The following is a 25,521-nucleotide window of genomic DNA, read 5'->3' as shown; positions in this document are numbered from 1 at the left end:
TTAACCTGCAAGCAGGCAAAAAGTTTAAGCGAACAGGCGTATTAATGAGTACACCCCTGCGGCAAGCAAAGCCGAGATAGGGATAGTGATAACCCAGGCCCACATCAGGTTGATGGTTACACCCCAGCGCACGGCCGATACCCTTTTGGTTAAGCCTACACCGATGATAGAGCCGGTAATAGTATGTGTAGTTGAAACCGGTATGCCCAGGCGCTCGGTAATGGTTAGGGTGATGGCACCTGCTGTTTCGGCAGCTACACCTTCAACCGGGGTAACCTTGGTAATTTTGGTACCCATGGTTTTAACGATCTTCCACCCGCCGGACATGGTACCAAGCGCGATAGCGCTGTAACAAGCTAAAGGAATCCAGTCGGGCATGGTTGAGCCATCAGTAATAACCTGCGATGATACCAGCGCTACGTAGATGATACCCATAACCTTTTGCGCATCATTACCGCCGTGGGCAAAGCTCAAAAATGCCGATGATATTAACTGACCGGCCTTGAACCACCTTTCGGCAGTGGCAGGGCGCGCGTTTTTACAGATGTGCAGAATTATGATGGTGATAAAATAAGCTATGATTAAACCGATAAAGGGTGCCAGCACAATGTACGAGGCGATCTCAATAATATAACTTGATTTAATGGCGTGAAAAGCGTTGTCGCCCATAAATATGGCATTGGTCATGCCGGCGCCGGCAAAGCCGCCAATAAGCGTGTGGGATGAACTTGAAGGTATACCAAACCACCAGGTGATGAGGTTCCAGGTTATGGCTGCTAACAGGCCTGCCAGTATTACATTTATGGTTACGTAATCCTGAATAACAATTTTGGCAATGGTGTTGGCAACCTTATGATCCTTAATTACAAAGAATGCTAAAAAGTTAAACGCGGCAGCCCATATTACAGCCTGGAACGGCGTTAATACCTTGGTTGATACAATGGTAGCAATAGAGTTTGCGGCATCATGAAAACCATTTATAAAATCAAATATTATTGCCAGGCAAATTACAACTACAAGCAGGGTGGTAACCATGTATCGGGATATAAAATATTGCTTACGCGTTTTTAACTAAGATGGATTCCATTACGTTGGCTGCATCCTCGCACATATCGGTAGCAGTTTCAAGCGCTGCGTATATCTCTTTGTACTTTATCAGGTTAATGGCATCCTTTTCATACAGAAACAAGTCGGCCACGGCGCGGTCAAATACATAATCGGCCTGGTTTTCAACACTGTTTATGCGAATGCATGAGTCGGCAATATTGCGTACGTTTTTAAGGTCGCGCAGTTCTTTCACCGCTTTTTCAAGGTCAATACTGGCTTGTAAAATAAGCTCAGATAATTTTTTGATCGGCTCGTTGATGTTATCAACGTTATACAGCATCATGCGGTTGGCGGCGCCTTGTATATAATCGGCAACATCATCAATGGCGGTAGCCAGGGAGTGTATGTCCTCACGGTCAAACGGGGTAATGAAGTTTTTGCCCAGCTCCAGGTATATCTGGTGGGTTATTTCATCGCCTTTATTTTCAAGTTTATCTATTTGTTTGAACAGTTCCTCGCGGGTAGCGGGGTTGGCAGAATTTACTGCTTCAACCAAAACGGTGCCCATGGCAACTACGTTGCTTGATGCTTGTTCAAATAATGGGAAGAAAACTTTTTTATCCTTTGGGACAAAGTACTGGAAGATACTGTTTAATGACATCGTTGAGTATTATTGTGCAAAGGTAACTTGCATATGTTAAGTTAATGTTAACTTTTTAACACAGGTATGCCTGCTATGTTTAATTGTTGCTTGGCTTTTTGCAGGGTAAAGCCAAATGTTGAGCCCAAGCCTTCGGTACTGCGCACGTTTATGGTTTGATCGTGCGCTTCAACAATGTGCTTAACAATGGCCAAACCAAGCCCTGAGCCTCCTATTGCCCTTGAACGGCTGCTATCCGTACGGAAAAAGCGCTCGAACAAGCGGGGCAGGTATTTTTCTTCAATGCCGATGCCATCATCAGTTATTTCAACCAGCACCTGGTCATGCAGCTCAAAAAGGCTTACAGCGGTTGTGCCGCCTTCTTTGCCATATTTAAGCGAATTATCAATCAGGTTGGTAAGCACCTGGGTTATTTTTTGCTTATCGGCGTTTACCGTTATGGTTTCGTCGTATTTCTCTTTAAATATCAGCTTTATATGGTGCTTTTTGGCTTTTAGTTCCAGGTTTTCAAGTACTTCCTTTATCAGGTCGTTTATTTTGAATTTACTGTAATTGATGGCAATTTCGCCGCTTTCAAGTTTTGATATCTCATCCAGATCCTTGATTAGGTAGCTAAGGCGGTCAACATTTCGGGCAGCTTTCTGCAAAAACTCTCTGGCCATATCCTTATCCTCAAAGTCATCATCCTCAATGGCATCAATGTAACCCTGTATGGCAAATAACGGGGTTTTAAACTCATGCGATATGTTCGACAAAAACTCGCGCCTGAATTTTTCCTGCGCGCGCAGTACTTCTATTTCACCCTTTTTTTGGTTGGCCCACTCTTTTACTTCCTCCTGCACATCGCTTATCGGGTCGGCCGATACGTGTTCGCCCAGGGCATCGCGCAGGTCGCGGCCCAGTTTAAGGTTATGTATCTGTTTGTAAATGAGTTTTATTTTTGAATAGATGTATTTCTCTATCAAATAATAAAAAATAATGTAGCTGATAATAAAGGTAGCCGAAAAGGTTACCAGTACCGCATGCAGGCTTTGCTGAAAATAATAGTTAGCGATTGATAAGGTTACCGCCACGGCAAAGGCGTTTATAAAAACCAGAACACGTAATTTCATGCCTTAAAGTTACGGTTTTTAGTAACCTGTAAACTACTTATTTAGCGGTTTCAATATCAATATTGATGGTTACCTCGTCGGCCAGGGTCATGCTGCTGCCGCCTACATTAAAATCTTTACGGTTTATTTTAAAGCTGCCTTTGTACTGGGCCTTATCGCCGGTGGCCGTATAAGTAAAAGGGATATCAACAGGTTTGGTGTTGCCTTTTATAGTAAGGTTGAATTTGCCCAGGTAGCCGCTACCCTTTTTTTGTATGGAGGTTGATTTTATGTTGATGGTTGGATACTTAGCCGCATCGAAAAACTTAGCGCCCTTCAGGTGCTCGTCGCGGGTATCATTATCAGAGTTTACGGTATTTACATCAACCGCGGCCTCAATGCTGCCGCTTGCCGGTTGTGCCGGGTTAAAGCTGATGCCGGCCTTTACGCCGGTAAACTTACCGGTAGTGTTAATGCCCAGGTTTTTTACCTCGTACGTAACCGCCGCGCGGCTTATGGCGGTTTGGGCTAAAACGGTACTACCCGTAAAGGTTACCAGTAATAGTATAAAGAGGGTTTTGAATATATGGGCGTAATTGAGTTTCATGCTGTTTGTTTGGTGCTAATAACGGCAATAAGTTGCACAGTAATACAAAGGCTTATGTAAAAAGATGGTTATTTAATAAATATGATATACAACTGCTTGCCGATATGATATAGTGCGAAAGCCAGGAAAAGCCCTGCAATACTGATGTTGATTACCTTTGTGCTGAGCGCGAACTTACTTTGTATATACTGCGCGAACCGTGCATATATGTACAGGCATAAAAATGACCCTAATGCCGAGCCGATGCTGAAAATGACCAGTGCGAAGTTGCCATCCAGTATCCAATCGTGCGAGATAACGTAGGTGCCGGTAACCATCCAGAAAGGGATTTGCATGGGGTTTAAAAAGCCCAGCATAATACCGTACCTGATACTGGCCGTGTTGGAGTATTTAGTTTTTGGCGGATTGTTGCGGCCGATCCAGGTGAAAATACCCAGTGTGCCGAAAAGCACAACCATTACCCAATCAATCACTGTATCTAAATTCGCCTGCTCCGAAAGCCATTTGGCCCCGTGCATAATAATAAAGGTGAAAAAGAATTCAATTACCGAAAACGCCGTGATAAATTGTATGGCATGCTTCATGCCACGGTAAATGGTGATTTGTACTAAGGTAAGGTTGATATTACCGGGCGGAATGTAACCGATAAAGTTGGCTATCAGCCCGATAAAAAAGGTCAGGAATATCATTTGTCCCCGTTAGTTTGCTTAAAATAACGGCGAAGATAATAATCCCGACCTAATGTTTGTTATATGCCTCATCATAAAGATGGGATGTGCGTTTTGGCTTACTTCTTTAACCCGATCTCTCTCAATCGTTCATCCAGGTACTCGCCCGCGGTAATATCATCATACAATTTTGGATGTTCCGCATCAATGCACGATTCAAGACTGGTCAGGTCCATGTCTGATTTTGGATGCAAAAAGAAGGGCACCGAAAACCTCGAGGTTTTCATCAGTTCGCGCGGCGGGTTAACCACCCGGTGCGTGGTTGATTTTAGTTTGTTGTTGGTGAGCCTTTGCAGCATATCGCCAACGTTAACTACCAAATCTTCGCCATGCGCCTTTACCGGGTACCAGCTACCTTCGCGGGTAAGCACTTCCAGCCCGTCGGCACTTGCGCCAATTAAAAGCGTGATCAGGTTAATATCCTCATGCGCTCCGGCACGTACGGCATCATCAGGTATGGCATCCGGGTCAGCAATGGGGAAGTAGTGCAGCGTGCGCAATATGCTGTTGCCGTTGTGTACCTTGTCATCAAAGTAATTCTCCGGCAAATTAAGGTATATCGCTATGGCGCGCAGCAGTTGCTTGCCAATAGCTTCGAGCTTTTTATAGATCTCCAGGGTTACCGTATTAAACTCAGGCAATTCCTCCACCTGTACGTTATCCGGGTAAATATCTTTCACCGGGTCGTTATCCTCAACGGTTTGTCCTATCTGCCAAAATTCCTTCAGGTCGGGTTTGGTAAAGCCTTTGGCGGTTTCTTTCTCCTTACCCGTATAACCACGCTGACCTGCGAGGCCGGGTATCTCGTATTTGGCTTTTACTTCATCGGGCTTGGCAAACAGTGCCTTAACCTGCTCATACAGTTGCTCAATAAGCTGCTTGCTGAGGCCATGGTTAGTTATGGTAACAAAGCCGGTTTCGTTAAAGGCGCTGCCAATATCATCCGAAAATTTTTTGCGTTGTTCGGCATTGCCGTTTACATAATCATTCAGGTCAAGCCTTGGTATATTTACTGTGCTCATGTTTGCTGATGGTTTTTATTATTGGATGATGTGTTAATTTGCAAAATTACGATCCGGCCGCTTAAAACAGTGGCATGTTTATAATTAGTTGTAACCGTTTAAACGTTTTGTGATTTGCCTTGTCAATAACAATACAAACGGCAGTTAGCCATTGTCAATTATAAAGTTATGAAGATCTTGAACAAAATATGGGGCCTGGGTATCATGATGATGCTGGTTTTAGCATTCGCCTCACCTACTAAAAGCTACGCTCAGGGTTACGTTACCGACCAGGAGTTTTACGATGAACTCGATCCTTACGGAACCTGGGTGTACGACCCTGATTATGGTAATGTTTGGGTGCCCGATGTTGAGGAAGGCTTTCAGCCTTACGCTACCCGCGGTTACTGGGCCATGACCTCGTATGGCAACACCTGGGTGTCAGACTATGAATGGGGCTGGGCACCATTTCACTACGGCCGCTGGCGTTTTGATAATTACTACGGCTGGGTATGGATACCCGGTTACGAATGGGCACCCGCTTGGGTAGCATGGCGCCAGGGTGGTGGTTATTATGGCTGGGCACCGTTATCTCCGGGTTTAAACATTAACGTATCATTCGGTAACTATAATATACCTGATAACTACTGGGTATGCGCCCCTGAAGCGTATATAACCAGCCCTAATATTTACAATTACTATGTGCCTTACAACCGCAGGGTAACTATTATTAACCGTACAACTTATATAAACAATACCTATGTATATAACAACCGCAGGTATTATAGTGGCCCAAGAGTTACTGACGTTGAGCGTGTTACCGGCAGGCCTGTAAGGGTATACAATATTAACAACGCGCGTCGTCCTGATCGCGGTGGTGTGCGCGATAACAGTGTTAATATCTATCGCCCGGCCGTTCGCAGGGCTGATAATGCAAGGCCTGCACGGGTTATTGATGGCGCGGCTTATCAGCGTGAAAACCCTAACCAGCGCATTGCCGACAGGGCATCAGGTGTAAACCGTGGTAATGCCGAGCGTTTGGCAAGAGCGGTGCGTGCCGAAAACCCCGACAGCAAAGTAGTCAGGGTAAATAATGACAGGCCCGAAAGCCGTGCCTCACGCCGTAACGATCAGGTGCGAGACCGTGCAAATAACAGCAATAATACTGCTGCCGATAATGTAAGTAACCGCGGTGGTGTGAGCCGTCGCGATCAGCAACTGGGTACCCGTGATGGTAATGATGACACCCGCCGGGTGCAACGCCCGCAGCGTGATGAAGCGGTACAAAACAATGACCGTAACCAGCAGCGTGAACAACAGCTTGAGCAGCGCCGCCAGCGTGCGGAGCAACAACGCGGTCAGCAGCAGCAACAACAACAGGTTGATCAAGCCCGGCCGCAAGCCGACCAGCAAAGGCAGCAACAGCGTGAGCAAGTGAGGCAGCAGCGCGACCAGCAAAGACAGCAACAAGCAGAACAGCGCCGTCAGCAAGCCGACCAGGGCCGCCAACAGCAGCAGGAGCAGCAACGTCAGCAGCAGGAGCAGCAACGTCAGCAGCAGCAGGAGCAGCAACGCCAGCAGCGTGATCAGGCCCGCCAGCAACAGCAGGAGCAGCAACGTCAGCAGCGTGATCAGGCCCGCCAGCAACAGCAGGAGCAGCAACGCCAGCAGCGTGATCAGGCCCGCCAGCAACAGCAGGAACAACAGCGCCAGCAGCGTGATCAGGCCCGTCAGCAACAACAGGAACAACAGCGCCAGCAGCAGGAACAAGCCCGCCAGCAACAACAGGAGCAACAGCGCCAACAACGCGATCAGCAAAGGCAACAGCAGGAGCAGCAACGGCAACAACAAAGCGAACAGCAGCGCAGCAGCCGCGGCAGTCGCCCGGGTCGTGGTTAATTATAACAAAATCGTTATCTTAAAATTAGATGGTAAGGACAATTGCGTAAAGTAATTGTCCTTACTTTTGATACCATGATCACTACTATGAAACATAACATACTGATAGTGCTGATGCTTTGCACTTTTAGTTTTGCTGCCAGTGCGCAAAATAAAAGAACTGCCGATGAGGGCGCAGGCATCAGCTTTATGGAAAACTCGTGGAACGAGGCGCTGAAAAAGGCCGCTAAAGAAAATAAGTACATTTTTGTAGATGCTTACGCCGTATGGTGCGGCCCATGTAAAATGCTAAAACGCACCACATTTAAAAATAAGGAAGTTGCTGATTTTTATAATAAGAACTTCATCAACGTGGCAATGGATATGGAAAAAGGCCAGGGGCCGGAGCTTGCATCGCAATGGGCGCTTGAGGGTTATCCAACCCTTATTATCTTCAATTCAAAAGGCAAAAGGGTAACACATACCGTTGGTTTTATACAGGCTGATGATTTGCTGAGGTTTGGTAAACAGGCTTTAGTAGCCCGTTAAAAATAAAAAAGGCCGATAACACTCTCGCAGTATTTCGGCCTTACATCTACCTATGAAAAACAAACCCTCTGAGAAGGGTATTAATACATATCCAAAAGTAGTGCCAAGGCGCGTTGAACTTATTTCAACCTATAATTAAGTACATTTTCGTGGAAAGGAAGTTTTAACGTGTAATTTTTACCCCAATAAATGGGGCGCAATTTCCCCGGGCGGGAATTGTGGCTTACGCAATTGTTAACTGATTATATTAAATACACCGCATCAGCCTCATTTGTTTCATTTAATTGCACATCAACATGTTCTTTTATAACAGTTGAAAGGGCAATGCCAGAAAAATCGGTAGTTACCGGGAAGCTTTTATGATTGCGATCAATTAAAATTACGCTACGTATTTTCTTTAAAGGCACATTTAAAAATACTCCAAGGCCGTAAGCTAATGTTTTGCCGCTATTAAGCACATCATCAACTAAAATGATCACCTTATCGCGGCATTCTTCAACCTCAAAATCAGTAGTAGCTTTAAGGGTACTGCTTTGTTTATCAATGTTGATGGTAAGCAGGCGGCTTTTAAACGGTGCCTTGTCGTCCAGTATGGTCTTTATGCGTTGGGCTATAATGTTGCCGCGGGGCAGTATGCCCGCAATCATGATCTCTTGTTCATCAAAATTATCTTCCAGTATCTGGTAGGCAATTCTGTCAATTTTTTGCTGTATCTGCTGGCTGTTTAATATCAGCAATTTTTTGTCGGGCATGGCGGCAGCGTTTTTATTGAATTATAGCACTAAGATATACGTTTACTCCTTACCATACGGAAAGAATACAAAATTAGCACCCTCGGGCACTATGGCAAAAACGCACATAAAATCGTGCGCGCTTTTATAGCTGTCAATAAAGCGTTGTTTAAGCTCCTTTTTTATTACGCCTTTTTCAATAAACTCTTCAAGGGTCGAGGCGTTAATGGTCCACTCCGAGTTAAGCTCATTGCGGTCAAGAATCACCTCACCAAGCTTTACATCGTGCTGGTGGGCAATAAAAATAGGGTATGCCGAAAGGCCTTCAACCATAATTTCAACGGCTATCTCACGTATTGATTCGCTAAAGAATTTAAGATCAACCTCAAGGCTTAACAGCGGGCTCTTTTTCTTTTTTTCACCACCGCCCTCGTTTAACAATTCTTCGGGGTTCATGTATCTTCTGAAATTATAAAATCTAAATACTAAATTCTAAGGTTTGGATTTTAATTACTGATTACTAACCTATGTTCTCTAATCACTAACTACTAATCTCTCAATCTCAATAACACCACATTCTCCACGTGCTGGGTGTGCGGGAACATATCAACCGGTTGAATTTTTACCAGGTCATATTTTTCTTTGAGTACCACCAGATCGCGGGCCTGGGTGGCGGCGTTGCAGCTTACATAAACAATTTTTGGCGCTTCAATGTCCATCAGGCGGGCCACTACATCCGGGTGCATGCCCGCGCGCGGCGGATCGGTTATTATTACTTCCGGTTTACCATGCTCTGCCACAAATTCAGCCGAAAGCACATCCTTCATGTCGCCCGCGTAAAACTTGGTGTTGCTGATGTTGTTGATCTGTGAGTTGATTTTGGCATCCTCAATAGCCGATGGTACGTATTCTACCCCCACCACTTCGCGCACATGGCCTGCCACAAAGTTGGCAATGGTACCTGCGCCGGTGTAAAGGTCATACACCAGTTCATCGCCCTTAAATCCGGCAAAGTCACGGGTTATCTCGTACAGTTTTAAGGCCTGTATGGAGTTGGTTTGGTAGAATGATTTTGGCCCGATGCGGAATTTAATTACCCCGTTTGGCGATGGCATCTCTTCGTAAATATATTCAGGGCCTTTAAAGGCGACAACGTCCTGATCAAAAATAGTATCGTTTTTTTTATGGTTGATGATATACAGTAATGAGGTGATCTGCGGGAATTCAGCCTCAATAAAACCCATCAGTTTTTGTACTTCATCATCGGTAGCATAGGCAAACACCATTACCACCATAACCTCGCCTGTTGATGAGGTGCGGATGATGAGGTTACGCAATGCGCCGGTATGCTGTTTCAGATCGTAGAACGAGTAGCCGTGCTGCTTCACAAAATCGCGAATGCTATTACGCAACGCGTTTGAGGGTTCGGCCTGCAGGTAGCAATGTTCCACATCCAGTATCTTATCAAACCTGCCGGGGATATGGAAACCCAGAGCGTTCATATCCAACTGCTGATCGTCGCGGTTCTCGCCATCATACAGCCAGCGTTTATTGGAAAACGTGAACTCCAGCTTGTTACGATAATATTTATCAGCCGGTGAGGCTACAATGGGCATAATGCCGCTGGCATCTAACTTAGCCAGGCGGTTAATGGCATCGGATACTGATTTTTGCTTAAAGGTAAGCTGTGCATCATACGTCATGTGTTGCCATTTGCAGCCGCCGCAGGTGCCAAAGTGCTCACAAAAGGCCTTTACACGGTGTTCCGATGCCTTTTTAAGTTCAGTTAAACGGCCTTCGCCAAAATTCTTTTTGCTTTTAAAAACCGTCACGTCGGCCACATCGCCGGGGATGGCCTTATCAACAAACAACACAAAATCATCGGCCTTGCCTACGCCTTTGCCTTCCTCGGCAATATCAATTATAGCTACGTTCTCGAAGAACTTACTTTTTTTTGCACCTCTGCTCATCAGGCTGCAAAGTTAAGCCAATTATTTAAAATGAGCTACAAATCACACTCGGGCACGGTTTGAATATATAAACTGCCACTAATAGTGAAGCGAAACAGCCAGATAGATGCTGAAATTACAGCCGCATAAATTAAAATGATACTGCTGAACAATTCATCCTCAACTATGGGTTTGTTAGGTTCAATAATATAAAATGGAAGGCATGTTAATGCAATGCCGGCAATTGTAAGCCACGATTTTGCAACTACGCTGCGTATTTTGTAATGAGAGAGGATGGCAGTGCAAACCAGTAAAACCAGGAAGCTTGGAATTGACCATAACAGCCCGGCGAGGGCTCCCATCAGGTAAACAAATACAAAATCGGATGCACCTTCTGAAGGCATGATGTTAAATAATAATATAAATATTGGTGAGAGCAGCGCCCCGGTTAACCAAACTTGCGAGGTATATTTTAAACTGTAATACATGATGATGTTAAGCGAATTGTATAAAGCCTGATGGATGAGTAATGCTCTTGATGGTTTTGGCGTACTTGTACCGCATTTTTTTAAAGTAAGCCATAAAGCCTACGCCGCCCGCGTTAAATAACCTGCGGTGTGCCATCCAAACCGTGAGGATGGTGGCGTAATAAAATATTTTGTAAGCCATACCACGCCATGCTTTTGAAAAGGATGATTTGTTGGCAAATATCATATCCATGCGCTCGGTTTGAAAGGTGATGTGGTAGGCTTCGTCAATCAGTATATCGGTGCATATTTCTTTCAGCAGCGGGCAGTTGGTGGCATTCTTTAGTGCCTGGTAAAATACCTGCGCGGTACTTTCAACCGTAATAACGGCCAGGGTCCACATCTCCATGCTGGTATTGAGGTGCCTTGCAAAACGGAAAAGCGAATCGCCCCAGTTACGTTTAATTCGTGGCAGATCGAGTACATCAAGATATTTACCCAGGTTGTTGCCATGCTTTTGTTCCTCTTTGATAAAAAGCTTTATGGCTTCCAGGTAAGCCGGATCTTTGGTTTTGGCCGCATAGCGGGTAGCGGCGGCAATGAGTTGCTTACCTTCGGATGTTTCGCCAAGTTGCCAGGCCTGTAACGAAGGTAGTATGCGACTGATCTCGTCAATACTTATTAATGGCGATTGTTCCCAATTGATGCGGTGCTGGCCGGCATTAGCCCTGAAATGCGCGACCCAGTAATTACTTGTGTGCATGTTAATGTTTTATAAGGATGAATGGTTCGGTTTGTAAAGCCCGGCGACCATTTGCCGCCGGGCGGGTGATAAGGTTAGGTTGAAATATGATTACTGGTTATCCCAGTTTATTTTACGCGAGAAGTACATGAGTACAGCGATGATGATGAAGAGCGTAACGCTACCTACCAGCAAGGCCAGATCCTCGAGCTGAATGATCACAAAAACGAATAAATAAAATACACTGAGTATAAAGGTGAGTAAACCGGCTACCTTTCTGTTTTTTAGCAATGATGCAATAAACCAAGAGATTAGCCCGACGGTTGCCGCTGCCGCTATAGCGTACGAAATATTAAAGCCCACTTGCTCGGCAAATGATAGCAGTAATATGTAAAACACCACCATAGCCGCACCCACCAGCAGATAGTTAAAGGTGTGGATAGGCGTGCGGGTAATAATTTCGGTAAGAAATAATGCTACAAATGTTAACAAGATAATGAGTATAGCATACTTGCTGCTGCGCATGGTTTTTTGATAATCATCAACCGGGATAAGCAGCTTTACACCAAAAGCAGCCTCGTTTACTTTTTGCTCGTTAGCGAACAAATTATCAGTATTCACCCATTGCTGCGGAAAGGTTTGCCCCAGGTTTAGCGTATGCCATTTGCTGGTAAATCCACTGGTATCAACCTTACGCTGATCCGGAACTACGAAGCCATCAAATGATGGCGAGCTCCAGTTACCGGTTATTTGAGCTGTAGTTGATTTGCCCAATGGTAGAAAACGAAGCTCATTACTGCCCTTTATTTGCAGGGTGTAATTAAACTTGCCCGGTTTTTGTAAAAGCTCAGTCGCATTAATACCGGCCTGCATGTTGTTCTCAAACAAAGTGTCGTTAAAGGCAGGTTTGGCTATTGTAGTGTTGCCATTCAAGCTAATGTTGGGTAAAGCTTTCAAACCTTTAGTATCACTAAGGCCAAATAATAAGTAAGCACGTTCTGGTAAAAGCTGTGTGGATGCAATCTGCATTCCGGTGAGATCTATTTTACCAAAATCACCGCTAACATATACATCAGCATCATACACTGCGGCATAAAATATACCGCGGTGCAGTTTTCGGGATTTTGTGTCAGCCTTATAGTTCAAATTTTCAGGCAGGATGTATAGCTTACCAATTGTTTCGCGTACGTTCACCTGTTTTGAGGTATCCACATACTTTTCGTAAGATCGATAAGGTATTACTAAAACAGGTCCGTTGATTAACTGGCTGCCCGACCACTGGCTTGATATTTCGTCTAATACCTCATTGTTGCGGTTTTGGCGTTCGTTAATAAGATCTTGTACCAATAGTGACGGAATGAGCAACACTAAAATAAGTGCGCCTATTATGACGGCCTTAATGGTGCTTGAAAATCGTTGCCACATGGTAATTGGTGATTGATTGTCTGGGTTCATGATATTGTATATTAAAAGTACTTTTTATTTCAAAGTAAATAGATAAAAAAATTTATATTCCCTTTTGCAGCTTAATTAATTGCTCAAGCGCGTTTAAATGCTGTTCAAAAGCCTGTTTACCTTTTTTTGTAGCTTCATAATTGGTATTGGGTTTACGGCCAACAAAGGTTTTGTTTACTAATATGTACTCATCTTTCTCTAAAGCTTTAAGGTGCGATGCCAGGTTACCGTCCGTAATGCCCAGCAGCTCTTTAAGCGAGTTGAAGTCATAACGTTCGTTAGCCATCAATACGCTCATAATCTGTAGCCTTACGCGGTTCTCAAAAGCCTTGTCAAGTTTTTCGAAAGGATTATTACCCGTCATACTTAAAATACATTATGCTGCCGTAAATAATATGCAGCACCCCAAAACCTACCGCCCAAAACAATAAACCGTAACCCGGCATCAGGGCGGCAATTAAACCCAGGGCAATCTCCAGCATACCCAGGTATTTAACATCGCCAAAAGTATAATTACTTGCGCTAACTAAGGCCAGGCCATAAAAAATTAGTGTTGCAGGGGCTACAATACCCAAATATCCGCGTGTTATAAATATTACACATAGTATGCCGCCAGTAACTAAAGGTATAGCTAAGTGAACCAGTAGGCTACGGCTGGTTTTGCCCCATGCTTGCTGGCCTTTGCGCTTGGCTTTACGCTTGGTTAAAATAGCTCCTGTGGTAAGAGATGATATTAAAACAGCGGCTGCAATAAGCATAAGCGTATATAACACCCCCTGATTGTTATCGATATTAGCTATAACATAATCCCGGGTGTAAAATAAGCCTGTATCTGTATAAACTATCTGATAGGCAAAGTATGCTCCTATCAAAGCATACACCCCCGCCATTATACCCGACAGGCCGCTTAGCGATATAAATTTTGATGAGCGCTCCATCAAACTCCGTATGGAGGTTAGTTCATCGTGCAATTCCTTTTCTTTCACTGGAAAGTACTTTTATTTTCAAAGTAAATGAATAATTATCATATCGGCAACATATTTTTCAAAAAAAAAGCCCCTGTTAAGGGGCTTGTACATTTTACAATAAATTTAAGCAATAGCTTTGGTATAAAGCTCAGCTACTTTTTCCCAGTTAATCACGTTCCATATAGCCGCTAAATAATCAGGGCGACGGTTTTGGTATTTCAGGTAATACGCGTGTTCCCAAACATCAATACCTAATACAGGTGTACCTTTTACTTCGGCAATATCCATTAATGGGTTATCCTGGTTAGGGGTTGAAGTTACGGCCAGTTTTTTATCGGCAGTAACAATTAACCAGGCCCAGCCTGAACCAAAACGGGTGGCACCAGCTTCAGAAAGTTTAGTTTTTAATTCATCAAATGAACCAAAAGTGCTGTTGATAGCCTCGGCCAAAGCTCCTGTTGGCGCACCGCCAGTGTTAGGCGCTAACAAAGTCCAGAACAGGGAGTGGTTGTAGTGGCCACCGCCATTGTTGCGTACCGCGGCAGGGTATTTTGATATATTGGTAACAATGTCCTCAATACTGCCGTCAGCTTCAGGTTTGCCTTCCAAAGCTTTGTTAAGGTTGGTAACATAAGCCTGGTGATGCTTGCCATGGTGAATTTCCATAGTAGCTTTATCAATGTGCGGTTCTAATGCTTCGGGTGCGTATGGTAACGCAGGTAGTGTAAAAGCCATGATATTTGTATTTTAAAGTTTAAAACTTAGTTGTGTTAGCAAATATAAGTTCCCAACTGTTAAATTGTTCTAAAATAAATGTCATTTGTTAGTCTGGATAAGAGTTTACAAAATATTACTTGAATCAGAATTTACTGAATTTTATAATGGTCAGAATTAAAAATAGCCGGTATGCTGTTATTATTCTATAATTCCTGAATTCTGCAAACTCAGGTTCAATACAATTCAGCTTCAAGACCTTTTCCCTTTAAAAAAATTCCTCACCAGTTCGGCGCATTCATTTTCGCGGATACCGCCGGTAATCTCCGTTTTTGGGTGGGTTATTTTTTGGTTGAGCCTACCGAAACCCATACGCTGATCATAAGCGCCAAATACTATGCGCGCTACCTGGAACCAGTATGATGCACCTGCGCACATTACGCATGGCTCAAGGGTAACATACAATGTACAATCCTTTAAATATTTACCGCCCATATAGTTGGCCGCGGCGGTAAGCGCCTGCATTTCGGCATGTGCCGATACATCATTAAGGCGCTCGGTAAGGTTATGGCCCCGGCCGATAATTTTGCCTTTGCACACCACAATGGCACCAATGGGTATCTCGTCCTCGGCAAGTGCCTGTTTGGCTTCATTGAGGGCCTCGTTCATAAAAAAATCGTCGGGAGATATGGTTGGTTCGCCCTCAAAGCTGATGTATCGCATTTATATATTATTATCAAATGTGCGTGAAAGGTGTTTTTCGGTAGATACCACAAGCATAACGCAGGACCCTATGGCCGATGGTATAAGCAACATAGCGTTTATCATCATATAGGTATCTTCATCCAAATTTAATAGCCCTAAAAAAGCGGTGATCATAACCCCGCCTATTGTAAGCATAACCCCTGAGCGCATCATGTACCGGGCGGCATACCGGTTAGCCTCATCCCAGGTTTGCTGGCTTTTCATGGCGCTGGGCATGCGGTAGCCATAAAAGGCGTTTATTTTGCGGGGCGGAAAACGCTTCTGAATAAAACCCGTAATAATAAATATTACACCTATCAGTTGCGGCCCTATTATCCAATGCTGTAACTCCATCATTATATCAGTTTATGCCCATTGGGTACGGGCCTTTCAATGGCTGCCAAAACAATATCGCCGTTCTCATCAGCAAAGCCTGTCACTAAAAATTCCGACATGAACTTGCCGATCTGCTTTTTCGGGAAATTGGTAACCCCCACTATTTGCCTGCCCACCAGTTCATCCTTTGTGTAATGTTTGGTGATTTGCGCGCTTGACCATTTGATGCCGAATTCGCCAAAATCAACCCTAACCTTATAGGCCGGTTTGCGTGCCTCGGGGTAATCAAGGGCCTCCAAAATAGTACCGGCGCGTAGTTCTACCTTTTCAAAATCATTCCAGGATATTGTTTCCATAAGGCAAATGTAGGGTTTGGATCTTTTTTATAATACTAAAACTACATATTACCGCAATAGCGTAATGTACCCGGCAACCTTTGGCGTATTGTTTTTCAGGTCGATAATGTAGTAATATGTACCGGCAGGCAGTTGCGAGCTGTTAAATGTGCCATCCCATGGGGAGGTATAACCAATGCTGCGAAACACCTGCTGCCCGTTACGGTTAAATATTGAGGTTTCGCTGGCTGGGTAGGTTACCAGGTCTTCAATATTCCATACATCATTAATACCATCGCCATTAGGCGTAAACGTGTTAGGGATAGTTATTTTTTGATATACCCGAACAAACACGCTTGCCGTTTTTACACCGCAGGGACCGGTAAGGGTTACGGTGTATTCTGTATCTTTTTCAGGCGATACAAGCGGATTAGGCTTTGTAGGGTCATCAAGCCCCTCCTCCGGCGACCAGCGGTAGGTTGTAATGTCACCTGAATAAACAGGATCAAGCTTTATCGGGTTATCCTCAAACATTTCACGCCTTTGTACAAGGGTTACAGCCGGTGGCTCAATAATAGTTATTGGTACCGATTGTGTATATGAGCATGCGCCATTACTTACTACAACGGTATAGGTGGTTGACCGGGCTGGCGTGGCAACCGGATTGGCAATATCTGTTTGGCTTAACCCTTCCGCAGGCAACCAGGTGTAGGTGTAACTATCCGCTATATTTGTTGTTGTGCTGATCTGTACAGATTCGCCATGGCATATGGTTAATTTATCTGCCGTTGCTGTAGCTGTAAAAGGTGGTTTAACTGTTATGCTGAATGTAATGTTATCACTGCGGCAATTTTCGGCAGATAGTGTGTAAGCCGTATAGGTTGTGGTGCCATCGTGCAGATCCGCCGGTTGAAAAGTATACTGCGAACTCGTTGTTTCCAGTCGGAAACCGTCAGACCCTTCTATAAAATATTTAGCCCCACCTGAAAGCGTAACCTGAGCGTTATCGCCGCGGCAAATGGTAACACTATTTATGGGAGCCAGTACAGGTTTTGCATAAATGGTAATGCTGTGCGGCAACGAATACACGCGGCAGTTTTCTGACGCGATGTTGCCCAACTTGGCTGCGGCTACCCTGTACTGATGTATTGCACCAACAGACAGATCTACATTGGCGGTATATTTTACTAATGTGGCACCGGTAATATCCTGCCAATCGCCGTTAATAATTTTTTGCCACTGATAAACATAGCCTGGCTGTGGTGTGGTTTCAAACATGAAATTGCGGTTGCCGCTGCTTGCGCATTCCGGCGTAAAATCCTGTTCGCTGCCATCCAGCCTGTTATCAACCTGTGGTCCGCACGCGCGAAAGGTAATGTCATCAATAATCAGGTCGTTACCATAGCCGCCATCGGCATCGTTAAAAATCTTTAATACAATTTCATCAGTGTTAAGTGTAGTAGCGAAATCAATACCGTAGGGTTGAAATTCAGCATTGTAAGTGGGCTCTATGTTTTTTGTGTCCTCCGTTAGTATGTTTCCATTGCCATCTTCTATAACAAAACGAAGTGCCGGGTGTATAACTCCCGGATCTGTATTTTCTTTCCGCATCAGGTCGAGCACATAAATTGAAAACCGGTAAACCGTATTACCGCAAAGGCCGCTTACCCGCTTCTCAAAAAACTGGCTTTTAACCTGCGATGCATTGATAACCATCATATTGCCGCCGTTCCCGGTATGGTCAGTAAATACACTGTGCCAGGTATCAGGGTGGCAACTATTAGGGAAAGATGTGACGATAGTGTATTCACCATTTTCAGGGCATTGACCTGAAACATATCTAAGGTTTTGTGCTTGCCCGTTAGGTAATGGCCCGGGGTTATCAAAACTTTCGGACACAACCGGGTCGCCAAAGCTGCCTGTACAGGTTTGCGCTGATGTATGCCCGGCAACCAGCATCAGCAAACAGTAATACATAAACCCCTGAAGCAAACGGCGCATTAAAACAGATAATTATATTGGTTTTTATTGCAGATCAAGGTAATACATTATGGGCAATATGCAAAACAATGCCACCCGCGGTGTTTGTAACAATACCGTTTACTGTGCAAACAAATATTTTTCATAGTAGTTAAATAATCGTTTGCAAAATACATCTACCTATGAAAAATAAATATTCAGCCTGTGTTTTGGCATTAGGCATATTTGCCGCAGGCTGTGGCGGTAAAAAAGCCAACCACAATGATGCCGATACGGTAACCAATAAAAGCAGCCAGCAGGTTGATCTGCCTGCGCCGTATGCAACAAAATCAACCACCAAATTCAGTAAAGTGTTAGGCTGGCCAAAGGGCAAAATGCCGGTTGCCCCCGAGGGTTTTGAGGTAAGCCTTTTTGCTGATAGCCTGCGCAACCCGCGTAATATTTATGTAGCACCCAATGGCGACATATTTGTATCTGAAGCCAATACCGAATCAAACACCACCAAAAAGAAAGCTGAGGATTTGGTAAGCGGTCGTGATAAATCACAAAACCTGGGCAAAAGCGCTAATGATGTTATCTTGTTCAGGGATACCAATGGCGATGGCAAGTATGATCTGCGTACCATATTTTTAGGGAAGCTAAATCAGCCTTACGGTATACTGGTATTGGGCAATTGGTTTTATGTTGCCAATACTGATGGCTTATGGCGGTATCCGTATAAAACCGGCCAAACCGAAATTACTGGCAAAGGAACCAAGATACTCGACCTGCCGGCGGGTGGCTACAATAACCACTGGACACGTAACCTGATAGCGGGTAAGGATGGTAAAAAGATATTCATATCAGTAGGCTCGGGCAGTAACGTGGCCGAACATGGAATAAATAACGAGATACGCCGTGCCAATATTTTAGAGATAAATCCGGATGGATCAGGTGAACGCATTTACGCCGCCGGTTTACGCAACCCGGTAGGTACTGACTGGGAACCAACAACAGGCAAGCTGTATACCGTAGTTAATGAGCGCGACAAACTGGGTGACGGCCTGGTACCCGATTACCTGACGGGCGTACAAGAGGGTGGTTTTTATGGCTGGCCTTATGCCTACTTTGGCCCGCATGAAGATCCGTCAGTTAAACAAAAAAATCCGGAGCTGGTCAAAAAAACCCTGGTGCCTGACCTGGCTCTGGGTCCGCATACCGCATCATTAGGGTTGGCCTTTTATACGGGTAATAAATTTCCGCAGCAGTACCGGGGCGGCGCATTCATCGGTCAGCATGGCTCATGGAACAGCTCAAAACTGGTAGGTTACAAAGTACTTTATGCTCCGTTTAACAACGGCAAGCCAACCGGTGAGTTAAAAGACTTTTTAACCGGTTTTGTTGCTGATGCCGATAAAGGCGAAGTATACGGCCGCCCGGTTGATGTTGCCGTATTAAAGGATGGATCGATGCTGGTAAGTGATGACTCCGCAAATAAAATATGGCGCGTAGCTGCTAAATAAGTGAATATTTAATTCCTGGCAAATAGCCCTTTATCCACGTAAAGGGCTATTTTTGTTTACATACACCATATACCCGTGAAGCAAGTTTTCATAATTATAACCACCCTTACGTTTGGGTTAACCATAGCCCGCGCCCAAAATACCGATACCGCCAAAACGCTCAAACAAGTAACTGTAAAAGGCTACCTGAGCGAGCAGCCTGTGTTGAGTACTCCCGCATCAGTTGGCGTGGTAAGCCAGGCGCAATTGCAGTTGCAGCCGTCAGCATCATTTGTACCGGCACTTAATACCGTGCCGGGCGTTAGGGCTGAAGAGCGCTCGCCGGGCAGTTATCGCTTATCAGTACGCGGGAGTTTGCTGCGATCGCCGTTTGGGGTGCGCAACATTAAGGTTTATTATGATGAGATACCGCTTACCGATGCCGGGGGCAATACTTACCTCAACGCGCTCGACTTTAACAGTGTTCGCAGTATGGAAATACTGAAAGGGCCGGATGGCAGCCTGTTTGGTGCCAACACGGGTGGCGTGGTGCTTTTAAATACATCGCCACAAACAGCAGTAGGCACTGTTTCTGCCGGGATAAATGCGGGCTCGTATGGCTTGTTTCATGAAAATACGGGTTTACAGCAGCAATGGGGCAATTACGGCCTTTCGGTTAACCAGGCTTACCAAAGCTATGGCGGATACCGGCAAAACAGCTACATGTACCGGCACTTTGTTAACACTACCAGCAGGCTTAAATACGGTGCAGGTAACGAGGTGAAGGCAATAGCATTTTATTCAGATTTAAACTATCAAACACCCGGCGGCCTTAACCAGGCACAACTGGAAGCCGATCCGCGGTCGGCACGATTGCCAACCGCAACACTGCCCGGTGCCTTGCAGCAGCACATTGGCATCAGGCAAAAAATGTATTTTGGTGGTTTGGTAAATAACTGGCAGATAAATGACAGATTGAAAAATGTGGCAACCGTGTTTGGCAACCATGTTGATTTTGCCAATCCGTTTATTACTAACTATGAGTTCAGAAATGAGGATACGTATGGTCTGCGCACGTACTTTGAGCTAAACTCGGTTAAAAAACCAGACTTTGACTGGAAGCTTGACCTGGGTGTGGAGTGGCAGCAAACCAACTCCACCATTGCCAACTATGACAACAATGGCGGTACCCGTGGCGATGTGCAGGCAACCGACAGGCTAAACAGCAATCAACACTTTATATTTACCCGCTACGCCGCTACGCTATTTGAGCGGTTTAATATAGAGGCGGCGGTGAGCCTTAACTATTTTAAATATCGCTTTAAAAATATCGCCCCGGCTAATGAGGCGAATTTTAGCGAACGCGATTTTGATGCCCAACTGATGCCAAGGCTGGCCTTGTCATACCTTATAACCAACAATTTTAGCTGGCGGGCATCAGTAAGCCGAGGGTATTCATCGCCAACAAATTTGGAGGTGAGGCCAAGCAATAACATAGTTAACACCACCCTTAACGCCCAAACCGGCTGGAATTATGAAACCGGTTTTCGCCTGCGTAATAATGATGAAAGTACCTACCTGGATGTATCGGCCTTTTATTTCAGGATGCAAAACACCATTGTGCCCCGCCGTTTAGATAACGAAACCGAATATTATGTAAACGCGGGCGGCACCAACCAGCCCGGCGCTGAGCTGTATTTTAGCAGTTGGCTGCTGCGCAAGGGTACAGGTTTTGTAAAAGGCGTTCAGTTCAATACTTCATATACCTTCAGCAAATACAGTTTCAGGAGTTATAGTACTGCCAGTGCCGATTTTTCAGGCAACCAGCTTACCGGCATACCGCGCAATGTGGTGGTGAGTAATGTGCAGTTGCTGCTGCCCCGGTCGGTATCGTTATTTGTACAGCATAATTTTACTGATCGTGTACCGCTTAATGATGGCAATACCGTTTATGCGCCCAAATATCATTTGCTGCAGGCCCGTGTAAGCTGGCAGCACTATATTGGTAAAACGCGTCTGGAGATTTTTGCCGCTGCCGATAACCTGCTGAATGAAAAATACAGCTTAGGGAACGATTTAAATGCCGTAGGCAACCGCTATTACAACCCGGCACCGCTGCGTAACTATAATGCAGGGCTTAATGTTGCTTTGTAAAATATGGATACGCTGATCACCATTACCCTGCAAACACAAATAAGCGCCCCAATTGAGCGGGTGTTCAATCTGGCGCGTAGTATTGATTTGCATGTGTATTCAACCCAATATACCGGCGAGCAGGCTGTTGCAGGCCGCACAAGCGGGTTAATAGGGATGGGTGAAAGCGTAACCTGGCGGGCAAAGCATTTCGGCATCTGGCAAAAGCTCACATCAAAAATTATTGCCTGCGATCCTCATTTTTATTTTGCAGATGAGATGGTAAAAGGCCCCTTTAAATGGTTTGTACATCACCATTGGTTTAGTGAACCGGGCGGGCAAACCACCATGAAGGATATATTCGCCTTTAAAGTGCCCTTGGGTTGGGTGGGCTGGCTATTTGGCAAATTAGTTTTAAAACGCTACATGACCGAGCTGCTCATCAAGCGGAATGAAGCAATAAAACAAGTTGCCGAGGGTGATGAATGGAAATCCTTTATCCCGTAATTGATTGCGGCTCTTTAGTGGCTGTTTCATCATGGGCAAGCACAACCCTTTGCAGCGGCAGGCTTTGGGGGTAATTATCCCTTAAAAAGATGATCAGGTTTTCGCGAATGTAACAACGAAGATCAAATGCCTGCGATGAATTGCGGGCGCTCATCAGCGCGCGTATCTCAATGGTATGCTCTTTGGCATCGGTAACCTGTATCACTTTCACCCGCTTATCCCACAGGTTGGTTTGGTCAAGCAAACGGTCAAACTCGGTACGTATGGCATCAACCGGGGTATTATAATCCAGGTAAAGAAAAACAGTGCCTAAAATTTGCGATGTTGTGCGTGTCCAGTTTTGAAAAGGTTTTTCTATAAAATAGTTGATAGGCAATATCAACCGCCTCTGGTCCCATATATTCAGCACAACGTAAGTAAGGGTAATATCTTCAACACGCCCCCATTCACCCTCTACCACCAGCACATCGTCAATTCGCAAAGGTTGTGTAAAGGCTATCTGAAAACCAGCCAAAAAGTTAGCGAGTGATTTTTGTGCGGCAAAACCAATAATGATACCGCCAATACCCACACCTGTAAGCAAGCCGGCACCTATCTTGCGTACATTATCAAAACTCAGCAACACCACGGCAACCGCTATAAGTACTATAAAGGTTACCATAATACGCCTTATAAACTGTAGCTGCGTACGTATTTTACGCTCTTTAAGGTTATCTTCCTTGTTCAGATCATACACGTGATACATATAATCCTCAAAAACCTTGATTGAGCTAACCAGCAGCACGGCAAATGAAATAATAAGAGAGATTTCAATAAAGCGGCTAAACGGAATATAAAACCGCTTTTGCATATCCATCAGCGGCAGCATCAGGTTTAGTACCAGCAGGGGCACAAAGTGGTTCATGGGGCGGCCTGTGTGAACTATAATGCTGCGAAAAAGTGAGTAGTCGGTACGATTTTTATAGAAGTTAAGTATCGCCTTGATGATGAGCTTGATAATAAGGCCGATGATAACTGATATGACAGTGATCAATATGTTCCAGAGCCATGAAGGCATGTTATCAGACCAATTTTCTAAAACTTCTTTCATACTTTTTCCTTTACTGTAGTATAAACCGCATAGCGGGTTAATTGTTAGTTATATTTTTAAATGCGGCTTAAAAGCATTATTTTATGCTTTTCGCATCTATAAAACATACTTACTTATGAGTAAAACGATCATTGTTTCAAACAGGCTGCCGGTAAAAGTTTACGAGGAGGATGGCAGCTTTAATATTGTAACAAGCGAGGGTGGCCTGGCCACCGGCCTGGGCTCGGTTTACCGCTCGGGCGATAATGTGTGGCTTGGATGGCCCGGCATTGAAGTGGCCGACGAGGCTAAGCAGCATCAGGTTAAAGAACGCCTGGCTGATTTTAGCCTTGTGCCCGTTTTTTTAACCGGCGATGAAATATCCGGATATTATGAAGGTTTTTCGAACGAGATACTTTGGCCCATATTTCACTACTACGCGTCAACCTACTCTAACTACAAACAAAGCAGTTGGAATTGTTATAGCGATGTAAATAAAAAGTTCCTTGCTGCTGTACTGGAGATAGCCGAACCCGGTGATACCATCTGGATACATGACTATCAGTTGTTGTTGTTGCCCGGTCTGGTGCGCAATGCCATGCCCGACATCTCCATAGGCTTTTTTCTACATATACCCTTCCCTTCTTTCGAGATGTTTCGCCTGATACCATGGCGAAGTGAACTGATTGAAGGCATGCTGGGTGCCGACCTGGTAGGCTTTCATACCTTTGACGATGCCAGCCACTTTATTAATGCCGCAACACGGTTATTGCCTTACAACTCATCATCAAACATTATTACCGTTGATGACAGGCCGGTGGTGGTAGAATCATTCCCGATGGGTATTGATGATGAAAAATACGCATCACTAACCGGAACGGACAAGGTGATACAGGAGGTAGAGCATTTAAAGGAAACTTTTAAAGATAAAAAGCTGATACTTTGTATTGACAGGCTTGATTACAGCAAGGGAATATTACAGCGGTTACAAGCTTTTGAGCTGCTGCTTGAAACCCACCCCGAATACCGCGAAAAAGTGGTGCTGCATATGATCGTGGTACCATCGCGCGATAGTGTACCGCAGTATAAGGAGCTTAAAGAGAATATTGACCGTAAAGTAGGCGATATCAATGCCCGCCACCGAACCATTGACTGGAGCCCGGTAAACTATTTTTACCGCGCCTTCCCTATCGACACACTGTCGGCGCTGTATCATGCCGCCGATATTTGCCTGGTTACGCCCATGCGCGATGGTATGAACCTGGTGAGCAAGGAATATGTGGCCAGCCGCACACAGGAAACCGGCGTGTTGATATTAAGCGAAATGGCCGGTGCATCAAAAGAGCTGATAGACGCTATTATTGTTAACCCGAGTGACATTAACATGATGGCCAAGGCTATGGTGAAAGCACTGAGCATGCCTGTTTTTGAACAGCGCCGCCGCATGAAATTAATGCGCCAGGTGGTATCAAAATTCAACATAAAACACTGGGTACGCATATTTATGGAACGCATTAAGGAGGTGAAGCAAATGCAGCAATCCATGCGCTCGCGCCACATTACTGATGTTACCGAGCAAGCCATAAAAAAAATCTACAACAAAACACAAAACCGCATTATCTTTTTAGATTATGATGGCACCCTGGTCGGCTTTAAATCAGACATAAACGCCGCAAAGCCTGACGAGGAATTGTATGCCCTGCTTGATGATTTAAGCAGTGATCCAACCAATCAGATAGTGTTGGTTAGCGGGCGCGATCATAATTGCCTTGAGGAATGGTTTGGTAACACCCGGCTTACACTGGTAGCCGAACATGGGGCCTGGCAAAAAAAGAACGGCGAATGGGAGAGCATACCCGGCCTTAACGACCAATGGAAGCAGGACGTTTACCCGCTGCTGGAAATGTATGTTGACCGTACGCCGGGCGCATTCATCGAGGAAAAAAATTACTCGCTGGTGTGGCATTACCGCAAGGTTGAAAAAGGCCTGGGCGAACTGCGTACCAATGAGTTGATGAACAACCTGCGTTACCTGATAAATGATCGAGGCCTGCAACTGCTTCCGGGCAACAAGGTGGTTGAGATAAAGAATATCGAGATCAATAAAGGCAAGGCTACATCGGCCATGCTGCATAATAAGGAGTACGATTTTATTATGGCCCTTGGCGATGACCATACCGACGAGGATATATTTAAGGCCCTGCCCGATAATTCACTTACTGTAAAGGTAGGCAGCAATATATCTGCAGCGCGGTTTTACCTGCGTAACCACCATGAGGTGCGGCACTTGCTGCGCAGCCTTGTGCAGCCATTGCCGGTAACTGCTGATAAATAGTATATAACGGGCA

26 protein-coding genes are annotated in these 25,521 nt (G+C 44.9%); 6 read left to right on the top strand and 20 right to left on the bottom strand.

Annotated elements, in window-relative coordinates; translation table 11 throughout:
- Window positions 1-24: 24 nt before the first annotated feature.
- The 6 genes from LJ707_RS16720 to LJ707_RS16695 all read right to left on the bottom strand — a co-directional run bounded on the left by LJ707_RS16720 (window position 25) and on the right by LJ707_RS16695 (window position 5,156).
- Window positions 25-1,035: an inorganic phosphate transporter gene (locus tag LJ707_RS16720; protein WP_228953125.1), complete on the bottom strand. Its 1,011-nt coding sequence runs from the start codon at window positions 1,033-1,035 to the stop codon at window positions 25-27.
- 22 nt (window positions 1,036-1,057) lie between these two features.
- A complete protein-coding gene (locus LJ707_RS16715; protein WP_228953123.1) occupies window positions 1,058-1,708 on the bottom strand; it encodes a DUF47 domain-containing protein in 651 nt (216 codons plus the stop codon).
- 47 nt (window positions 1,709-1,755) lie between these two features.
- Window positions 1,756-2,820 carry a cell wall metabolism sensor histidine kinase WalK gene (locus LJ707_RS16710; protein WP_228953121.1) on the bottom strand — a complete coding sequence of 355 codons (1,065 nt, stop codon included), beginning with the start codon at window positions 2,818-2,820 and terminating at the stop codon, window positions 1,756-1,758.
- A 37-nt stretch (window positions 2,821-2,857) separates the two neighbouring features.
- Entirely contained in the window at window positions 2,858-3,406 is a 549-nt protein-coding gene (locus tag LJ707_RS16705) for a YceI family protein (protein ID WP_228953120.1), read from the bottom strand.
- Window positions 3,407-3,474: 68 nt separating this feature from the next.
- Window positions 3,475-4,095: a LysE family translocator gene (locus LJ707_RS16700; RefSeq protein ID WP_228953119.1), complete on the bottom strand. Its 621-nt coding sequence runs from the start codon at window positions 4,093-4,095 to the stop codon at window positions 3,475-3,477.
- Window positions 4,096-4,193: 98 nt separating this feature from the next.
- Window positions 4,194-5,156, bottom strand: a complete 963-nt coding sequence (locus tag LJ707_RS16695; protein WP_228953118.1) for an isopenicillin N synthase family oxygenase — start codon at window positions 5,154-5,156, stop codon at window positions 4,194-4,196.
- A 168-nt stretch (window positions 5,157-5,324) separates the two neighbouring features.
- On the opposite strand from LJ707_RS16695, the gene LJ707_RS16690 reads away from it, so the two are divergent.
- Together LJ707_RS16690 and LJ707_RS16685 are read left to right on the top strand one after the other, a co-directional pair.
- Entirely contained in the window at window positions 5,325-7,034 is a 1,710-nt protein-coding gene (locus LJ707_RS16690; protein WP_228953116.1) for a DUF6600 domain-containing protein, read from the top strand.
- A gap of 87 nt (window positions 7,035-7,121) precedes the next feature.
- On the top strand, window positions 7,122-7,562 hold the full coding sequence (locus LJ707_RS16685) for a thioredoxin family protein (RefSeq protein WP_228953114.1): 441 nt from the start codon (window positions 7,122-7,124) through the stop codon (window positions 7,560-7,562).
- A 242-nt stretch (window positions 7,563-7,804) separates the two neighbouring features.
- Here the strand turns inward: LJ707_RS16685 and LJ707_RS16680 are convergent, their stop codons facing one another.
- The 13 genes from LJ707_RS16680 to LJ707_RS16620 all read right to left on the bottom strand — a co-directional run bounded on the left by LJ707_RS16680 (window position 7,805) and on the right by LJ707_RS16620 (window position 18,004).
- Window positions 7,805-8,314: a phosphoribosyltransferase family protein gene (locus LJ707_RS16680; protein WP_228953112.1), complete on the bottom strand. Its 510-nt coding sequence runs from the start codon at window positions 8,312-8,314 to the stop codon at window positions 7,805-7,807.
- Between the two features lie 42 nt (window positions 8,315-8,356).
- Window positions 8,357-8,749, bottom strand: a complete 393-nt coding sequence (locus LJ707_RS16675; RefSeq protein WP_228953110.1) for a hypothetical protein — start codon at window positions 8,747-8,749, stop codon at window positions 8,357-8,359.
- Window positions 8,750-8,841: 92 nt separating this feature from the next.
- A complete protein-coding gene (rlmD, locus tag LJ707_RS16670) occupies window positions 8,842-10,263 on the bottom strand; it encodes a 23S rRNA (uracil(1939)-C(5))-methyltransferase RlmD (RefSeq protein WP_228953108.1) in 1,422 nt (473 codons plus the stop codon).
- 35 nt (window positions 10,264-10,298) lie between these two features.
- On the bottom strand, window positions 10,299-10,646 hold the full coding sequence (locus tag LJ707_RS16665; RefSeq protein ID WP_228953106.1) for a hypothetical protein: 348 nt from the start codon (window positions 10,644-10,646) through the stop codon (window positions 10,299-10,301).
- Window positions 10,647-10,737: 91 nt separating this feature from the next.
- On the bottom strand, window positions 10,738-11,472 hold the full coding sequence (locus LJ707_RS16660) for a ferritin-like domain-containing protein (protein WP_228953104.1): 735 nt from the start codon (window positions 11,470-11,472) through the stop codon (window positions 10,738-10,740).
- A gap of 90 nt (window positions 11,473-11,562) precedes the next feature.
- On the bottom strand, window positions 11,563-12,906 hold the full coding sequence (creD, locus tag LJ707_RS16655) for a cell envelope integrity protein CreD (protein ID WP_228953102.1): 1,344 nt from the start codon (window positions 12,904-12,906) through the stop codon (window positions 11,563-11,565).
- 52 nt (window positions 12,907-12,958) lie between these two features.
- Window positions 12,959-13,270: a transcriptional regulator gene (locus LJ707_RS16650; protein ID WP_228953096.1), complete on the bottom strand. Its 312-nt coding sequence runs from the start codon at window positions 13,268-13,270 to the stop codon at window positions 12,959-12,961.
- Window positions 13,260-13,892, bottom strand: a complete 633-nt coding sequence (locus LJ707_RS16645) for a hypothetical protein (protein WP_228953094.1) — start codon at window positions 13,890-13,892, stop codon at window positions 13,260-13,262. Before LJ707_RS16645 ends, LJ707_RS16650 begins: the two co-directional genes overlap by 11 nt.
- A 105-nt stretch (window positions 13,893-13,997) precedes the next feature.
- A complete protein-coding gene (locus LJ707_RS16640) occupies window positions 13,998-14,609 on the bottom strand; it encodes a superoxide dismutase (RefSeq protein WP_228953092.1) in 612 nt (203 codons plus the stop codon).
- Between the two features lie 231 nt (window positions 14,610-14,840).
- Window positions 14,841-15,311 (bottom strand): nucleoside deaminase, encoded by a 471-nt coding sequence (locus tag LJ707_RS16635; RefSeq protein ID WP_228953090.1) that lies wholly within the window; start codon window positions 15,309-15,311, stop codon window positions 14,841-14,843.
- Window positions 15,312-15,689, bottom strand: a complete 378-nt coding sequence (locus LJ707_RS16630) for an SdpI family protein (RefSeq protein WP_228953088.1) — start codon at window positions 15,687-15,689, stop codon at window positions 15,312-15,314. It abuts the gene before it with no gap.
- Window positions 15,689-16,024: a tRNA-binding protein gene (locus LJ707_RS16625; RefSeq protein WP_228953086.1), complete on the bottom strand. Its 336-nt coding sequence runs from the start codon at window positions 16,022-16,024 to the stop codon at window positions 15,689-15,691. The genes LJ707_RS16630 and LJ707_RS16625 overlap by 1 nt, the downstream gene beginning before the upstream one ends.
- A 48-nt stretch (window positions 16,025-16,072) precedes the next feature.
- Complete coding sequence (locus LJ707_RS16620; RefSeq protein ID WP_228953084.1) at window positions 16,073-18,004, bottom strand: gliding motility-associated C-terminal domain-containing protein; 1,932 nt, start codon at window positions 18,002-18,004, stop codon at window positions 16,073-16,075.
- A 161-nt stretch (window positions 18,005-18,165) separates the two neighbouring features.
- Between LJ707_RS16620 and LJ707_RS16615 the strand changes: the two genes are divergently transcribed.
- The 3 genes from LJ707_RS16615 (at window position 18,166) to LJ707_RS16605 (ending at window position 22,104) form a co-directional block, all read left to right on the top strand.
- Window positions 18,166-19,485 (top strand): sorbosone dehydrogenase family protein, encoded by a 1,320-nt coding sequence (locus LJ707_RS16615; protein WP_228953083.1) that lies wholly within the window; start codon window positions 18,166-18,168, stop codon window positions 19,483-19,485.
- Between the two features lie 75 nt (window positions 19,486-19,560).
- A complete protein-coding gene (locus LJ707_RS16610) occupies window positions 19,561-21,618 on the top strand; it encodes a TonB-dependent receptor domain-containing protein (protein ID WP_228953082.1) in 2,058 nt (685 codons plus the stop codon).
- Between the two features lie 3 nt (window positions 21,619-21,621).
- Window positions 21,622-22,104 (top strand): SRPBCC family protein, encoded by a 483-nt coding sequence (locus tag LJ707_RS16605; protein ID WP_228953081.1) that lies wholly within the window; start codon window positions 21,622-21,624, stop codon window positions 22,102-22,104.
- Here LJ707_RS16605 and LJ707_RS16600 read toward each other — a convergent pair.
- Complete coding sequence (locus LJ707_RS16600) at window positions 22,094-23,194, bottom strand: mechanosensitive ion channel family protein (RefSeq protein ID WP_228953080.1); 1,101 nt, start codon at window positions 23,192-23,194, stop codon at window positions 22,094-22,096. The two genes, LJ707_RS16605 and LJ707_RS16600, sit on opposite strands and share 11 nt — an antisense overlap.
- A 115-nt stretch (window positions 23,195-23,309) precedes the next feature.
- On the opposite strand from LJ707_RS16600, the gene LJ707_RS16595 reads away from it, so the two are divergent.
- Window positions 23,310-25,508 carry a bifunctional alpha,alpha-trehalose-phosphate synthase (UDP-forming)/trehalose-phosphatase gene (locus LJ707_RS16595; RefSeq protein ID WP_228953078.1) on the top strand — a complete coding sequence of 733 codons (2,199 nt, stop codon included), beginning with the start codon at window positions 23,310-23,312 and terminating at the stop codon, window positions 25,506-25,508.
- Window positions 25,509-25,521: the final 13 nt, after the last annotated feature.

The organism is Mucilaginibacter sp. UR6-1 (assembly GCF_020880975.1).
In the GTDB taxonomy this organism is placed as follows: Bacteria; Bacteroidota; Bacteroidia; order Sphingobacteriales; family Sphingobacteriaceae; genus Mucilaginibacter.
The sequence above is the reverse complement of the archived record's forward strand: the minus strand, read 5'-3'. Positions and strand labels throughout refer to the sequence as shown.

Bases quoted from the DNA above. Each gene is read 5' to 3' on its own strand.
- LJ707_RS16665 (WP_228953106.1), bottom strand. From the start codon at position 10,646: ATGCCTTCAGAAGGTGCATCCGATTTTGTATTTGTTTACCTGATGGGA.
- LJ707_RS16675 (WP_228953110.1), bottom strand. From the start codon at position 8,749: ATGAACCCCGAAGAATTGTTAAACGAGGGCGGTGGTGAAAAAAAGAAA.
- LJ707_RS16640 (WP_228953092.1), bottom strand. From the start codon at position 14,609: ATGGCTTTTACACTACCTGCGTTACCATACGCACCCGAAGCATTAGAA.
- LJ707_RS16700 (WP_228953119.1), bottom strand. From the start codon at position 4,095: ATGATATTCCTGACCTTTTTTATCGGGCTGATAGCCAACTTTATCGGT.
- LJ707_RS16720 (WP_228953125.1), bottom strand. From the start codon at position 1,035: ATGGTTACCACCCTGCTTGTAGTTGTAATTTGCCTGGCAATAATATTT.
- LJ707_RS16595 (WP_228953078.1), top strand. From the start codon at position 23,310: ATGAGTAAAACGATCATTGTTTCAAACAGGCTGCCGGTAAAAGTTTAC.
- LJ707_RS16600 (WP_228953080.1), bottom strand. From the start codon at position 23,194: ATGAAAGAAGTTTTAGAAAATTGGTCTGATAACATGCCTTCATGGCTC.
- LJ707_RS16635 (WP_228953090.1), bottom strand. From the start codon at position 15,311: ATGCGATACATCAGCTTTGAGGGCGAACCAACCATATCTCCCGACGAT.
- LJ707_RS16660 (WP_228953104.1), bottom strand. From the start codon at position 11,472: ATGCACACAAGTAATTACTGGGTCGCGCATTTCAGGGCTAATGCCGGC.
- LJ707_RS16690 (WP_228953116.1), top strand. From the start codon at position 5,325: ATGAAGATCTTGAACAAAATATGGGGCCTGGGTATCATGATGATGCTG.
- LJ707_RS16630 (WP_228953088.1), bottom strand. From the start codon at position 15,689: ATGATGGAGTTACAGCATTGGATAATAGGGCCGCAACTGATAGGTGTA.
- LJ707_RS16650 (WP_228953096.1), bottom strand. From the start codon at position 13,270: ATGACGGGTAATAATCCTTTCGAAAAACTTGACAAGGCTTTTGAGAAC.
- LJ707_RS16695 (WP_228953118.1), bottom strand. From the start codon at position 5,156: ATGAGCACAGTAAATATACCAAGGCTTGACCTGAATGATTATGTAAAC.
- LJ707_RS16615 (WP_228953083.1), top strand. From the start codon at position 18,166: ATGAAAAATAAATATTCAGCCTGTGTTTTGGCATTAGGCATATTTGCC.
- LJ707_RS16620 (WP_228953084.1), bottom strand. From the start codon at position 18,004: ATGCGCCGTTTGCTTCAGGGGTTTATGTATTACTGTTTGCTGATGCTG.
- LJ707_RS16605 (WP_228953081.1), top strand. From the start codon at position 21,622: ATGGATACGCTGATCACCATTACCCTGCAAACACAAATAAGCGCCCCA.
- creD (WP_228953102.1), bottom strand. From the start codon at position 12,906: ATGAACCCAGACAATCAATCACCAATTACCATGTGGCAACGATTTTCA.
- LJ707_RS16705 (WP_228953120.1), bottom strand. From the start codon at position 3,406: ATGAAACTCAATTACGCCCATATATTCAAAACCCTCTTTATACTATTA.
- LJ707_RS16715 (WP_228953123.1), bottom strand. From the start codon at position 1,708: ATGTCATTAAACAGTATCTTCCAGTACTTTGTCCCAAAGGATAAAAAA.
- LJ707_RS16625 (WP_228953086.1), bottom strand. From the start codon at position 16,024: ATGGAAACAATATCCTGGAATGATTTTGAAAAGGTAGAACTACGCGCC.
- LJ707_RS16680 (WP_228953112.1), bottom strand. From the start codon at position 8,314: ATGCCCGACAAAAAATTGCTGATATTAAACAGCCAGCAGATACAGCAA.
- LJ707_RS16685 (WP_228953114.1), top strand. From the start codon at position 7,122: ATGAAACATAACATACTGATAGTGCTGATGCTTTGCACTTTTAGTTTT.
- rlmD (WP_228953108.1), bottom strand. From the start codon at position 10,263: ATGAGCAGAGGTGCAAAAAAAAGTAAGTTCTTCGAGAACGTAGCTATA.
- LJ707_RS16710 (WP_228953121.1), bottom strand. From the start codon at position 2,820: ATGAAATTACGTGTTCTGGTTTTTATAAACGCCTTTGCCGTGGCGGTA.